Origin of the sequence: Pseudooceanicola onchidii (genome assembly GCF_004959925.1) — a bacterium.
Lineage (GTDB): Bacteria > Pseudomonadota > Alphaproteobacteria > Rhodobacterales > Rhodobacteraceae > Pseudooceanicola > Pseudooceanicola onchidii.
In genome coordinates this window covers 1-12,901 of sequence record NZ_SPUW01000001.1, presented here as the reverse complement: position 1 = coordinate 12,901, position 12,901 = coordinate 1, and the positions used below count along the sequence as shown (strand labels likewise).

Annotated in this window: 12 protein-coding genes; 5 read left to right on the top strand and 7 right to left on the bottom strand. The window is 60.7% G+C overall.

Features of this window, described 5'->3' with window-relative positions:
- Position 1 precedes the first annotated feature (1 nt).
- Complete coding sequence (gene putA / locus E4S58_RS00055; protein ID WP_240789416.1) at positions 2 to 3,394, bottom strand: bifunctional proline dehydrogenase/L-glutamate gamma-semialdehyde dehydrogenase PutA; 3,393 nt, start codon at positions 3,392 to 3,394, stop codon at positions 2 to 4.
- A gap of 115 nt (positions 3,395 to 3,509) precedes the next feature.
- Between putA and E4S58_RS00050 the strand changes: the two genes are divergently transcribed.
- Positions 3,510 to 3,968 carry an Lrp/AsnC family transcriptional regulator gene (locus E4S58_RS00050; RefSeq protein ID WP_136634289.1) on the top strand — a complete coding sequence of 153 codons (459 nt, stop codon included), beginning with the start codon at positions 3,510 to 3,512 and terminating at the stop codon, positions 3,966 to 3,968.
- A gap of 742 nt (positions 3,969 to 4,710) precedes the next feature.
- Here the strand turns inward: E4S58_RS00050 and E4S58_RS17800 are convergent.
- Entirely contained in the window at positions 4,711 to 5,502 is a 792-nt protein-coding gene (locus tag E4S58_RS17800) for a hypothetical protein (RefSeq protein ID WP_169052559.1), read from the bottom strand.
- A gap of 982 nt (positions 5,503 to 6,484) precedes the next feature.
- Here E4S58_RS17800 and E4S58_RS00040 point away from each other — a divergent pair.
- The gene (locus E4S58_RS00040; protein WP_136634287.1) at positions 6,485 to 6,859 is read left to right on the top strand and encodes a hypothetical protein; all 375 of its coding nucleotides are present in this window, start codon (positions 6,485 to 6,487) and stop codon (positions 6,857 to 6,859) included.
- 176 nt (positions 6,860 to 7,035) lie between these two features.
- Here E4S58_RS00040 and E4S58_RS00035 read toward each other — a convergent pair whose 3' ends face one another.
- The 3 genes from E4S58_RS00035 to E4S58_RS00025 form a co-directional block, all read right to left on the bottom strand.
- Positions 7,036 to 7,494 (bottom strand): hypothetical protein, encoded by a 459-nt coding sequence (locus tag E4S58_RS00035; protein ID WP_136634286.1) that lies wholly within the window; start codon positions 7,492 to 7,494, stop codon positions 7,036 to 7,038.
- 331 nt (positions 7,495 to 7,825) lie between these two features.
- A complete protein-coding gene (locus tag E4S58_RS00030) occupies positions 7,826 to 8,923 on the bottom strand; it encodes a PAS domain-containing sensor histidine kinase (protein WP_136634285.1) in 1,098 nt (365 codons plus the stop codon).
- Positions 8,924 to 9,718, bottom strand: a complete 795-nt coding sequence (locus E4S58_RS00025) for an alpha/beta fold hydrolase (protein ID WP_136634284.1) — start codon at positions 9,716 to 9,718, stop codon at positions 8,924 to 8,926. It lies immediately after the preceding gene.
- Between the two features lie 320 nt (positions 9,719 to 10,038).
- Here E4S58_RS00025 and E4S58_RS00020 point away from each other — a divergent pair, with 320 nt between their 5' ends.
- The 3 genes from E4S58_RS00020 (at position 10,039) to E4S58_RS00015 (ending at position 11,203) form a co-directional block, all read left to right on the top strand.
- Positions 10,039 to 10,245: a cold-shock protein gene (locus E4S58_RS00020; protein ID WP_136634283.1), complete on the top strand. Its 207-nt coding sequence runs from the start codon at positions 10,039 to 10,041 to the stop codon at positions 10,243 to 10,245.
- A 62-nt stretch (positions 10,246 to 10,307) separates the two neighbouring features.
- A complete protein-coding gene (locus E4S58_RS17795) occupies positions 10,308 to 10,484 on the top strand; it encodes a hypothetical protein (protein ID WP_169052558.1) in 177 nt (58 codons plus the stop codon).
- A gap of 341 nt (positions 10,485 to 10,825) precedes the next feature.
- Positions 10,826 to 11,203: a response regulator gene (locus E4S58_RS00015; RefSeq protein WP_136634282.1), complete on the top strand. Its 378-nt coding sequence runs from the start codon at positions 10,826 to 10,828 to the stop codon at positions 11,201 to 11,203.
- 161 nt (positions 11,204 to 11,364) lie between these two features.
- On the opposite strand, the gene msrB is transcribed toward E4S58_RS00015, so the two are convergent.
- Entirely contained in the window at positions 11,365 to 11,820 is a 456-nt protein-coding gene (gene msrB / locus E4S58_RS00010) for a peptide-methionine (R)-S-oxide reductase MsrB (protein ID WP_136634281.1), read from the bottom strand.
- Positions 11,821 to 11,891: 71 nt separating this feature from the next.
- Entirely contained in the window at positions 11,892 to 12,443 is a 552-nt protein-coding gene (locus E4S58_RS00005; RefSeq protein WP_136634280.1) for a fasciclin domain-containing protein, read from the bottom strand.
- Positions 12,444 to 12,901: the final 458 nt, after the last annotated feature.

Genomic DNA, 12,901 nt, shown 5'->3' with positions numbered 1-12,901 from the left:
CCTACCCCGCCAACAAAGCCGCGTTGCCGCCCGAGGCCGTCGTGTCGATGCAGACGTGACGTTCGTGGGCCACGTGTCCGAGGTCGGGCAGGCCGGTGATCAGCGGCAGGATCGCACCGTCGCGGCGGGCGAGAGCCTGCGCGTAGGGGCGCGGGTCGGGGCCCCACCACAGCACGCCTTCGATGCCCGCCAAGGTCTCAAGCGGCCCCGCGGCAAGGTGGCCGTCGGTGGATACGGCGATCCCGCCAAGCGCCTCGACAGCGGCGACCTGCGCGGCGGCGGCTTTGGGTCCCGGACCTGCGCATAGGATCGGGCCCCGGGCGACGAGGGTCAGCGTGTTGTCCTCTCCGGTCGGGCCGGGCATTGCGGTACGGGAAATTTCGGTGCCGGTCGGGGCATCGGCGATCCGGGCGGCCAGTGCCTTGGGGTCGCAGTCCTCCTGCCAATCGCCCTCGGCCTGCTGCGCCTCGGCCCTGGCGAACCGTTTCAGGTAGTTCGGACCGCCGGCCTTCGGGCCGGTCCCGCTCAGACCCTCACCGCCGAAGGGCTGGGATCCGACAATGGCACCGATCTGGTTGCGGTTCACATAAAGGTTGCCGACGTGGATCGTGTCGGTGACCTCTTGCACGCGGCTGTCGATCCGGGTGTGCAGGCCGAAGGTCAGACCGTAGCCCATGGCGTTGATGTCGTCGATCACCCGGGCGCGGTCGCGGCTGCGAAAGGTGGCCACGTGCAGGACGGGGCCAAAGACCTCACGCTCCATGTCGGCGATCCCGGCAACGCGCAGGATCACCGGGGCGACGAACCCCTGCCCGGGGCTGGCTACCTCGTGCAGCACGCGCCCGTCGCGGCGGGCGGCGTCGACATAGGCGCTGATCGCGTCATGGGCCGCCTGATCGATGACCGGGCCCACGTCGGTCGACAGGTGCCAGGGATCGCCGAGCGTCAGCTCGTCCATCGCGCCCTTGAGAAGGGTGAGGATATGGTCCGCGACGTCTTCCTGCAGATAGAGGCAGCGCAAGGCCGAACAACGTTGACCGGCGGACTGGAAGGCCGAGGTGATAATATCCGTCACCGCCTGTTCGGGCAGGGCCGTGCTGTCGACCATCATGGCGTTCAGCCCGCCGGTTTCGGCGATCAGCGGCGCACCGGGGGCGAGGGTGTCGGCCATGGCGCGGCGGATCGTCTTGGCGGTGGCGGTCGAGCCGGTGAAGACCACGCCCGCGATGCGCGGGTCAGACGACAGGGCCGCGCCCACCACACCGCCCCGGCCGGTCAGCAGTTGCAGCGCGTCGCGCGGCACCCCGGCCTCGTGCAGCAGGTCGACGGCAAGGGCCGCGATCACCGGCGTCGCCTCGGCCGGTTTGGCCAGGACCGCGTTGCCCACGGCAAGCGCCGCCGCGATCTGGCCGGTGAAGATGGCCAGCGGAAAGTTCCAGGGGCTGATGGCGGCAAAGATCCCGGCCGGTTCCAAGCCCTTACGCTCGGCTTCATCCGCGTAGAAGCGCAGGAAGTCGACGGCCTCGCGCAGCTCTCCGACCGCGTCGGGCAGGGTCTTGCCGGCCTCGCGGGCCAGGATGCCGAAGATCCGGTCGGCGTTGGCCTCATACAGGTCGGCGGCGCGGCGCAGGGTATCGGCACGGGTCGCGACCGGGGCCGCCCAAAGCCGGGCGTCGGCAATGGCGCGGTCGACGGTTTCTGCGTCCGCCTCGCGCACGGTGGCAATCGCCGCACCGGTGGCGGGGTTCAGCACCTCGACCTCGGTTCCGGTCGCCGGGCGCAGGGTGCGGGGCGTGACATCGGCGATGTCATCGGTCCGGTCCATGGCGGCCAAGGTCGCATCGTCCGTCAGATCCCAGCCACGCGAATTTTCGCGGGCCCCGAAGATCCGCTGCGGCGGCACCAGCCCGGCGGGCGAGGTGGCGGTTCTGACCGCATCGAAGGGATCGGTCGCGATGGTTTCTGGCGTGACCGCCGGGTTGACGATCTGATGCACGAAGGAACTGTTCGCGCCGTTTTCCAACAGACGCCGGACGAGATAGGCCAGCAGGTCCGAATGCTTGCCGACCGGCGCGTAGATCCGGCAGCGCGTGCCCTCGGCCCTGTGCACGATGTCATGCAGGCTTTCACCCATCCCGTGCAGGCGCTGGAATTCGTATCGCTGCCCCTGCCCCATCTCGAGGATCGCGGCCACGGTGTGGGCATTGTGGGTGGCGAACTGCGGATAGATCCGGTCGGCCATGGAAAACAGCTTTTCGGCCAGCGCGATATAGCTGACGTCTGTGGCGGGCTTGGTGGTGAACACGGTAAAGCCGGGCAGCCCTTCGACCTGCGCGTGCTTGATTTCCGTGTCCCAGTAGGCGCCCTTGACCAGCCGCACCATGATCCGCCGATCCAGCTGCGTCGCCAGCGCGCCCAGCCAGTCGATGACCAGCCCCGCCCGCTTGCCATAGGCCTGCACGACGACGCCAAAGCCATCCCATCCGGCAAGATCCGGGGATGACAGAACGGCGCGGATCACCTTGAGGGACAGCACCAGCCGGTCCTGTTCTTCGGCGTCGATGTTCAGCCCCATGCCCGCCGCCTTGGCCTGCCGCGCAAGGTCAAGAACGCGCGGCACCAGTTCGTCCATGACCCGCGTTTCCTGTGCGACCTCGTAGCGGGGATGCAGCGCCGACAGCTTGATCGAGATGCCCGGGTTCTCGGCCACGTCCGCGTGGCTGCAGGCGCGCGCGATCTCGGCCATGGCGTTGCTGTAGGCCTGGAAATACCGCTCGGCATCCCTGCCCGTGATCGCGGCTTCGCCCAGCATGTCATAGCTGTAGGTATAGCCCTTGGCCTCCATCCCCCGGGCGCGCGACATGGCTGGGGCGATCGCCTCGCCCAGCACGAACTGGCGGCCCATCACCTTCATCGCCTGCCCCACGGCCACGCGGATCACCGGTTCGCCCAACCGCTTGATCGCGCCCCGCACCACGCCCGAAACCCCGGGATGCCTGTCGTCCAGCACGCGGCCCGTCAGCATCAGCGCCCAGGTCGAGGCGTTGACAAGGCTCGACGAGGCCGCGCCCAGGTGCTGGCCCCAGTCCGACGGCGCGATCTTGTCCTCGATCAGCGCCTCCATCGTCTGGGTGTCGGGCACACGCAACATGGCCTCGGCCAGGCACATGAGCGCGACCCCTTCCTGCGTCGACAGGCCGTATTCCGTCAGGAAGGCCTCCATCGGGCTGGGCGCGGCGTCGTTGCGCACCTTTGTGATCAGGTCGACGGCGCGGGCATGGATGGCCTGACGGGTGGCAGGGGTCAGGGTGCTGTTGGCGATCAGCTGGTCGGTCAGACGCGCCTCGTCGGCGAACTTGGCATCGGGGGTAAAGGCGGTCAGGTCAGCTGTCATGGCAGGCTCCGTGGGCATGTTGCGACCTTTGTACCGCAGCCTGAATGGACAGAGCGCCCTTTTGTGAGATACTTGAGAGACGTATCGACTTTTATCGGGTCACACGGAGGATCATATGCCGCTCGACAAGATCGACCTGTCCATCCTGAGGGAGGTGCAGCAGAACGCGCGGATTTCGATGACCGAGCTTGCCCGCCGGGTCGGCCTGTCCAAGACGCCGGTGACACAACGCGTTCAGGCGATGGAGAAATCGGGCGTGATCGCGGCCTACCGCGCGGTCCTGTCCCCGCGCAAGCTCGGGCTGAGCCACGTCACCTACATGGAGGTCCGACTTCTGGACACCACCGAAGCGGCGCTACGCCGGTTCAACGACGCGGTCCGCCAGATCGCCGAGGTCGAGGAATGCTACATGATCGCCGGCAATTTCGACTATCTTCTCAAGGTTCGCAGCCGAGACATCACGCATTTCCGTACGATCATGGGCGACCAGATCTCGGCCCTGCCTGGTGTGGCGTCGACCTCAAGCTTCGTGGCGATGGAAGCGGTGATCGAGAATGCGGAGATCGAGGTTTAGGTGCCCCGAACGCCGAACGCCCCGGCCTTTTTGGCACGGGGCGTTTGGTGTTGGTTGCGGGAGGTCGCACTGAGCGTTGTCGAACCAAACTTTGCTGCAGAGCTTAGACCCGAGAAACTCGCACATCAAAGCAATACGCAGAGTTGCGTAAGCTGTTCAGGACCCAATGCCTAGCCTGTTCTAAACTGTATTGGTGAAGATCGGTTGCTTTACCTTGAGAATATCAAATGAATGACTGGCGCCTCAGGTCCTCATCTCAGCCCAATTAAACTCCCTCCCCATCCATCGGAACCCGGACGCCCTAACCAGCGAAGCCATTCGCTCAAGGCAAAGGGCGTGAACTGGGCGGGTCAAATCGGCGTCGCTACACCTTCGATCAAATCCTGTTTGCGCATCCGGTCGAGTGCCTCTGTCCGTATTTGCCACCCTAGTGTCTTCCTATCGCCCGCGTTCAGGGCTAGGACGACGGCGCTCGGTTCATTAGCGCCATGCTGGATGAGATTAGTACGACGCACCAGCTGAATCTCGGGAAGTCCGGAGAAGCGCCGGGGCTCAGGTCAGCCACTACGTCACCTCCCGGCCCACACCGGTCATTGGCCTGGATCACCGCTGCCGAAGCGCGGTTTCCCATTTCGGACCTTCATGGCACCACGTGGCAATAACCAAGATCCCCAGGTCAGCAGTGCGGAAGAATACAAGGTTTATAAGCGCTGTGCGATGATGAAAGGTCCGCTTCCTACTGTCAGCTCGTCAAAGGCAGCAGCAGAACGTCCAAGACGGCAGCAGTGCTCGCGCCGATACCAGCATCGACTAGGAATGATCGAATCTGTGTTCCCGAGAGGTGCTGCCCTCGCACCGCCTTGCCCGCAATGATGGCAGAACTGACGAGCGAAGAGGTGGCCAGCCCCTCGCTTATCTCCTCAACCAAGCCATCCCTCTGCAGCACCGCGAGCCTATCATAGACATTACGAGTCAGCTCGGTGTTGGAAAATCCCGAGCTTTCGATGCCGGGCATTTTCGCCGCCACTTCATCAGTCACTCTGATCTCGATATCAGGGTAACGCGCCAGATGCTCCAGAACCTGCGCTTCCGACGCAACGGCCTTTAGTTGCACTTCCCCGATTACATTGCCATCGACAAAAAATTCGACGTCGGCGCCCGGATGATTGGTGAACTCTTTCACCTCGGCTGCCACGGAGTCCCAATCTCCGTTTTCGGCCTCCACGAACAAAAGCTCGTGGTAGATGCCTTTCACGTTCGACGCAACGCCGCGAAGCTGGTCTTGAGAAAGCGAACACAGATAGTCCGAAAGCTCTTGAGCGCTTGCTGTTCTTAGAGAACCGATGGAGCGACGTAGCGCTTGGAACACCAATTCTTCTTCCAGCGTCCACTCACGGTACGCGCCTTCGATCAGGCGCTGAAACGTGACCGCGATGACGATCGAAGCAAGCCTTGAATGCCTGTCGCTTTCCTCGACCGTGCAAGTTTCGAGGCGCGACGGGATAGTCGGCGATGGTGTCGTCGTAGTTTCCACTGGGGCAGCAGGGCGAGTGTGTCTTCGAATGATTGGCATTCAGTATCCGTTTCGTTCGGGTTGTTGGGGGCAATCAGACGGTCGCCGATCAAAGCGCAGAGTGGCAGTAAGCCTTCATGAGAATAGACCCTTAGCACGTCTTTTGATGGCGCAGGCGCATCATCGGCAAGATGCGAAGCGATGGGATCGGCCAGGCGCAGGCTGGCAAACAATGTCCGCACTTCGAACTCATGCATCTTCTCCGGCTTCCGAGGTCGTCCAAACAGCCCCCGCGAAATGAAGAACACGCCAAGCAGGCCGAGCACGGCTCCTATGGCAGGCAGGATGATTGCGCCCGCAATTGCTCCCATGCCGAAGATCGAGCCGATCCAGTACATTTGTGCGGACGTAGCAGCCGCTCCGCTCAATGCACCAATGGCCGTACCAGTCGAAGCTGACCCGAAGGCAGAGATGAACATTAGCATGCCACCAATAGTGGCCGCGCCAGTGATCTTGCCAGTTGCGATCTGTGCGACACGTCGTGCCCGGCGTGCGCGCCTTCCTGATACCTGAGTGATCGCGGCGACGATGCCGTTTAGATCACGCTCGATGTGTCGCAGCTGCTTTTTCGTGTTCACACAACTTGCCTCTTTTATAGAACGAAACCAGTTCAGCGATCCGACTGGCTCAAACCACAATGCTATAGTTCATTAGAAAGTCGTAGAACCACAGATGCTTCCGTTATTAAATCTCGCAAAATCAGACAGCGTGGGCTCGAAGCAGACTTTCGGCGGCGCAGCAGAACCCACGCCTTGGCGCGCCAGGTCTGCGGGCGCCGCCGACCCATTGCGGACCTTCGACGCGGCATCAACCGCCGCAGTGCGACGTTCACTAGATCGGCCATTCGTCCATCGCGCGGCATCTTCACCACGGTGTGAGGCTTTTGGTTGCTTGCCAACGGTGTATCGACGAAGCAACATAAGCAAGTAAGCGGAGGCGCCCTATGGCTATCGACGAACAGGAGTTGGCAAAGCAAATTGGGGACAACACCTCGATGGCCGCTCGTGCTGCCTACCAACTATTCGCACGGGCCAATCTACCTACGGCGCTCTCGTCGCAGTTCGGTGGCCACGGCTACATCGATCGAGAACTCCGTTTTTCCAAAGATGGCCGGTGGTACTTTGCGGCTGTGCTCAACAAGTCCTGGGTTCTTTGGTATTTTCGAGGTCCTGCCATTTCGGACTTGGGGCTTAGCCTGGACGAACTCGTTCAAACTTTTCCGGGAGCCGAAGTCACATCTGCTGCCGAAGTGAAAGTGCACATCCAGGATCCGGTGACGGCATACGCTATCCTTGGCTGGCTATTTCAGAAGCTGTGAAACCCGTGGCTACCGGCCCCAACCTGCCGTTCAGTCCCTGGCCGATCACCGCGGTGCGGCTTCCCCATAACGGCCATTCGTCCATCGCGCAGCATTTTCGGAGGCTGAAGGTCGGCTGGGCGGGACTAAACGGACTTTCGCTACAGCTGCGCCAATGTCAGCAATGCGCGCAAGGTTCAAAGGTGTCGATACACGACTGAGACCTCACAACCCAGTGCAACCTCGATCTCTTTTAAGGCATCGTCGGACAGCTTTCCAATATTCGGATTCATAACGCTCAAAGCGAAGCAACCGAACGCTTGATGAAACTGATAAACCAGCTCATTGAGTGCGACTGGTTTCGAACAGCAAGGCACTGGGTAGGCATCAAGTCGGAAACCTCTCTCTTCATCATAATCTGAAGACATCGTTTCGCCCCACCAATCAAAGCCGATATTGGCACTGCACTGAGGGCAGTCGATCGTTTCAAGATTTGCACCACAATCAAAAAATTGGACGTGCTCTTTTTGAATAACTTCGAATTCGTCGGCGTCGGGCATCGACGTTTCCAAAAGTCCAAGTGCGGCTTCAGCCTTGTCGGATGAAGGAATATGTTCCGGAAGTCTTGGAACAATCATAATCCAGTCATCCGACATAGTTTGGCCCTCAGAAAATTTTGTCTGGGCCCAGATAGCAGACCTTCATGCAATACGCAGCATCAAACAGGTTGGGCTCTCTCCCGACCTTCGCTGCGCCGCAGGGGCAAATGACTGACCACGCATCATGCGGCGTCGCTCTCGGCCCTTTGCGGACATCGGTGCTCAGTGCGGTGAACGTCAGCTATTGGCGATCAGTCGCCTTTCTGTCGTTGCAAGATTTTGTGGTCAAACAACCCCATTGAGACTTCCTTCATCAGGACCAGAGATTGGGGAGTTTCGCCGTTACCCCAAAAGCCGACGTCTGTCCGGTTATTCGGTGTCACTATCCTCAGGCAGCGGCAGGCATCCGGAACGTGAAACAAATGACCTCGTCACATGTGACGTCGATGGCACCACCATGCGCCTTGGCAATTTCGGAGGCAATATAGAGCCCCAATCCAAGGCCTTGCTTGCCCGCAGCGCCGTTTCGCTCGAACGGATCGAACAACTTTGCCATGGATTCGTCCGGAATAGGCTCTCCCTTGTTGCAGACGGAAATCTCAAGGTGGCCAGGCGCTTGCGTGGACACGTCCAGCGTCACGGGGTGCGCCGGGTCGCCGTGGACCAGCGCATTGCCAAGCAGGTTCGACACAAGTTGGCCAATCCGCCATGTGTCACAATCGACCTGCTCGGTGATCGACAAATCGAGCTCGATCTCGCGGTTCGGGTCGACGGATTTCAGTTCATCCACCGCCTGAACGATCGCGCTTTTCAGATCCCCGTTCCCGATGTCCAGCTCGATCCCGCCGCCCAGTCGGTTGCGGGCGAAATCCAGCACGTTGTCGATCAGGCGCGACATGCGCTGGACACTGCCCTGCATCAAGAGGAGCAGTTCCGCTTTCTTCGCTTCATCGAGATCGCGCGACAACATCCGGATGGCAGACGACATTGACGCCACTGGGTTTCGCAGGTCATGTCCCAGAACGGCGACGAATTGTTCGCGCAGTTCGCCGTGGTCTTGTTCCGCGGATAGCCGCGTTTCGGCCGACGCGCGTGCGTCGATGAGTTCACGCTCGTATTCACGACGGGCAGCGGCCTTGACCAGGACCAGACGTGTGATGCGGGACGCCCCGTCGCCGTGGGTATTGGCGCTTATCATCACGGGGGTAGAGGTTCCGTCGTTCGCGGCCAGATCGAGGCTGACGCCCGAGACATCCTGTTGCAATCGCAGGAGAGGCAGAAGGCTGGTTTCGAAGACGACACTGCTGGCGAGGCCAAAGATCGCAGTAACGGACCGCCCTGTGATGTCATCGGGCGCAACGCCGATCCATTCCGAGAGCGTCCTGTTCGCGGAGATCACCTGGCCGAGTTCGTCGATCAGGAGGAACCCGCAGGGCGCGTCATCAAGCAGGTCGCGGGTCGGCGCCGCCTCTCCATCCGCGGACATTCAGAGGAAACCTCGCATAGCGGCGACAACCTGATCCGGTGCGCTGAGGTGCGGACAGTGGCCCGTGGCGTCAAGCACGACCAGCGAACTGTCCGGGACCATATCGCGCACGTATTCGCCGACAGAGACTTCGGCCAGGATATCCTGTCGGCATTGCAGGATCAGCGTGCGTGCCGTGACGTTCGGCAGATCGGCGCGATTGTCCGCATTGAATATCGCTCTGGCAAAATCGCGGGCGATCCGCGGGTCGAGACGACAGAAGCTTTCCGTCAGTTCCGCCCCGAGCATCGGGTCTTTCGGGGTCCCCATGATCGCGGGGGCCATGGAGGCCGACCATGCCAAAGGGTTCTCTTCCAGCGAGCGGATCAAATTGTCGATGTCACCTTGGCTGAACCCGCCGCGATGCCCCGTATCGGGGCCATCGACATAGCGCGGGGACGGGCAGACCATCACGAGGTCGCTGAACATATCGGGTTCCCGGATTGCTGCGAGTGCCCCGATCATCGCGCTGGCCGAATGCCCGACGAATACCGCATCGCGCAAGTCAAGTTCCCGGCCGATTTCGACGACATCACTGACGTAGCCTGCCAGCGAGGCATAACGGTCACGATCGTAGGCTGACTTGTCCGATCCACCCGCGCCAAGGTAGTCGAACGTCACCACGCCGAAGTTGGTTTCGAAACCGGGTGCAACGAGGCGCCACATCGTCTGATCGCAACCGAAACCATGCGCGAACATCATCTGTCGACCATCGGCCCCGGTCGTTTTTACATTGTGTCGCTTGAGTGCGGACAAGGGCTTTCCGGTCGTTGGCATGGATGGTGTGCTTGGTCACGACTGTGTCGAATGGTGTCCCAAGAGTCCATGCAAGCCCCTCCGGCACAAGATGATCCAGTTTAGCTTTCTGTCGCGCGACAGATCGCGGACCGCGCATATTCTCGGTTTCTGCACAGTTGATCATTGCAATGCGGCAGGGTCGCATCCATATACGTGAAGCTTACGTTTTTTCTCTCGAACCTCTGCCTCCGACAAGACGGCTCTCAGTTGATCGATCAGGACCGACTGTGCCGGGCTGCCGCATTCTGCGGGCAGCACTTATTTTGGAGAACACGGACATGGCCAATGGCACCGTGAAATGGTTCAACGCAACCAAAGGCTTCGGCTTCATCGAACCCGAGTCGGGCAGCAAGGATGTCTTCCTGCATATTTCCGCCGTCGAACGCGCGGGTCTGACCCGCATCGAAGACGGTCAGAAAGTGACCTTCGACGTTGAAGCTGGTCGTGACGGGCGCGAATCCGCGACCAATCTGGCTCTCGCTTGAAGCGGTCCCTCCAGGACCTCATTCAAGGCGTCCCCCCGCAGCGTGGCAACGGGGGGCGCCACTTGAAAGCTGAGGGCGCGTTCAAGGACATGCCCGAGCAACCCCGCACGCAGCTGGATAAGACTACGGCAGCGGCGAAACTGATCATCGACGAAGAAGCGCGTGAACGCGCAGCCAAGGGCGAACGTCTGAAAGCCGCGAGAGCAGCTCGGGACGCGGCCGCGAGCAACGATGAATGAAGTGGCCGAAGCTGTGACGGAACCGTCTTTAAGCGCACGTGGCAAACCGTCGTCGGAAAATCCGGAGCCCCGCGGTATGGACCTCAGCTGGCGAGAGTTCTTCTTGAGGCTGGGCAACGGAACCCTGCTGTCAACGCAATCCGATCATCGCTGACGATACGACACCCGGACGGGCGAGACCTCGATTTGGCCGCTGTTCCGGGTGGCGACGAAACTGGTTTGGGTTCCGCGGGATTTCTATGTCAGCAAAGGAACTAAGACCCCGATTGCCCCGTTGGTGACATAGGGTCTCGTGTCCACCGCTTAGCGGCGCGCTTCCAGTTCAGCGAAAGGTGCGTGCCATGGATCGAGTCTCACGGTCATTCGAAATCCTGCTTGTCGAAGACGACGCGATTATCCGAATGGACCTTGCGCTGTGCCTGTCGGACTTGGGGCATTCTGTCCGCGAGGCAGCGGATGCTGACAAGGCGGTCGCGTTGATCACGGACGGGATGAATTTTGACCTTCTGGTGACTGACATCGACATGCCGGGCTCAATGGACGGGTTGGCCTTGGCGGCTTATGTCAGGGACTTGCAGACCGGCTGTCATATTCTGATAATTTCCGGCGGCACTCATCTTCCCCCTGCGGACCTTCCGTTGGGATGCGTTTGCCTGCGCAAACCTTTGATGTTAAGCGACTTGGAATCTGCTTTGAGCAAGTTCGAAGCGAACCATTGATGGCATTCCCGTGTCGTCATGTGCAGAAGTTGCACACTCGCTTGCTATGCCTTCAACGATGCGCCCCAGCCGACTGATTCTGTGATGCTTGGCGTTTCTGGAGCTTGGAGCCGAGAATTTGTGAATTATATCAACATCTTAGACGGCGAAAGCGCCACACGTCAGGTCCGGAAAACCAGACTTACCCCATTGAGACAATGCCGTTTGCCGGTCGGCTGCGGTCCGTCGTCGAATATGTGTCCCAAATGAGATCCGCAGCGGCGGCAGTGGACCTCGGTCCGGGTGGCGAAAAGCTTGTTGTCCGCCTTGGTCCCGACCGCGTTCGGCAGGCTTTGCCAGAAGCTGGGCCAGCCGGTGCCGCTGTCATACTTGTGCTTCGAGCTATAGAGCGGCAACTCGCAGCCCTTGCAGTGATAGGTGCCGGTGCGTTTTTCCTTGTCCAGCGGACTGGAGTAGGCGCGTTCCGTCGCCTCTTCACGCATGACTTTGTATTCGGTGTCCGAGAGCATCGCGCGCCATTCCGCGGGGCTGCGCGTTACCTCGAAAGGGCCTTCGGCGGCCCGCAGCGGGAATGCGGTGCAGGCAAGCAGTCCGGCCATCATTGATCGGCGTTTCATGGGACCTCCTGTAGCTTTGATGATGCTCTCCCCGCCAAGGCGGAGAGAGCGTTGGTCAACCTGTGCGGACGTTACTTGGGCACAAGGACCGAGTTGACCACGTGGATCACGCCGTTCGACTGATCGACATCGGCCACGGTCACCTTGGCGGCATTGCCACTTTCGTCGAAGATATAGACGTTGCCATTTACGACCTTGGCCGAGAGAGCGTCGCCCGACACGGCGTTGAAGTGGTAGAAACCGTCGCGGCTCTTTTTGGTGGCCGCAACGATATCGGCTGCCGACCAATCACCCGCGACGACATGCGCCGTCAGCACTTTTTGCAGCATCGCCTTGTTCTCGGGCTTCAGCAGGGTGTCGACGGTTCCGGCCGGCAGGGCGGCAAAGGCGTCATTGACCGGCGCGAACACCGTAAACGGACCCACGCCCTGCAACGTTTCCACCAGGTCCGCGGCCTTGACCGCGGCAACCAGGGTCGTGTGTATCGGCGAGTTCACGGCATTTTCGATGATGTTGCGCTCTTCCAGCATCGGCGCACCGCCGACGGTCGGGTTCGCTGCGAAGCTCGCCGTGGCCAGAGCGATGGCTGTGGTGGAAGCGGCGAAAAGTGTCTTGAAGGTCATGGTCAGTCTCCTTTGTGAAGCAAGACCCATTCGCCTTGCGATACAGGAGACACGGGTCGGTCCGGGTGGAAAGTTTCAAAACGACACGATTTTTGTTTTCATAGATAAATCATTCTGTGCCCTGGAGGATGCAATATCCGGTCACAAAAGCACGTGCGTGACGGAAATGCTGACCCAAACAGGACAATAGCGCGCGCCGCAGCGAATGACGGCTTTCCGTCCGCACCGGCTGACCCAAGTGTTGATCATGCAAACTGGTCGGCACGCGAAGGGTGACTCTGCGCTCGTTACTGCTCGCCATGAGGCTTGATTTGGTCACTCAGCCAGTCATAGTGTCAGGTGTTGTAACCGGCACTTGCCGGACCACAGGGAGCATTTTGTACAATTCCGTCCATGGAGCACTCGATGGCGATGATCGAAGTTCTCTTCGAGAGCTTTATCGCTATGCGGGATGCGCC

Coding starts and splice junctions, on each gene's coding strand:
- putA (WP_240789416.1), bottom strand. CDS start 3,394: ATGACAGCTGACCTGACCGCCTTTACCCCCGATGCCAAGTTCGCCGAC.
- E4S58_RS00050 (WP_136634289.1), top strand. CDS start 3,510: ATGCCGCTCGACAAGATCGACCTGTCCATCCTGAGGGAGGTGCAGCAG.
- E4S58_RS00040 (WP_136634287.1), top strand. CDS start 6,485: ATGGCTATCGACGAACAGGAGTTGGCAAAGCAAATTGGGGACAACACC.
- E4S58_RS00035 (WP_136634286.1), bottom strand. CDS start 7,494: ATGTCGGATGACTGGATTATGATTGTTCCAAGACTTCCGGAACATATT.
- E4S58_RS00030 (WP_136634285.1), bottom strand. CDS start 8,923: ATGTCCGCGGATGGAGAGGCGGCGCCGACCCGCGACCTGCTTGATGAC.
- E4S58_RS00020 (WP_136634283.1), top strand. CDS start 10,039: ATGGCCAATGGCACCGTGAAATGGTTCAACGCAACCAAAGGCTTCGGC.
- E4S58_RS00015 (WP_136634282.1), top strand. CDS start 10,826: ATGGATCGAGTCTCACGGTCATTCGAAATCCTGCTTGTCGAAGACGAC.
- msrB (WP_136634281.1), bottom strand. CDS start 11,820: ATGAAACGCCGATCAATGATGGCCGGACTGCTTGCCTGCACCGCATTC.
- E4S58_RS00005 (WP_136634280.1), bottom strand. CDS start 12,443: ATGACCTTCAAGACACTTTTCGCCGCTTCCACCACAGCCATCGCTCTG.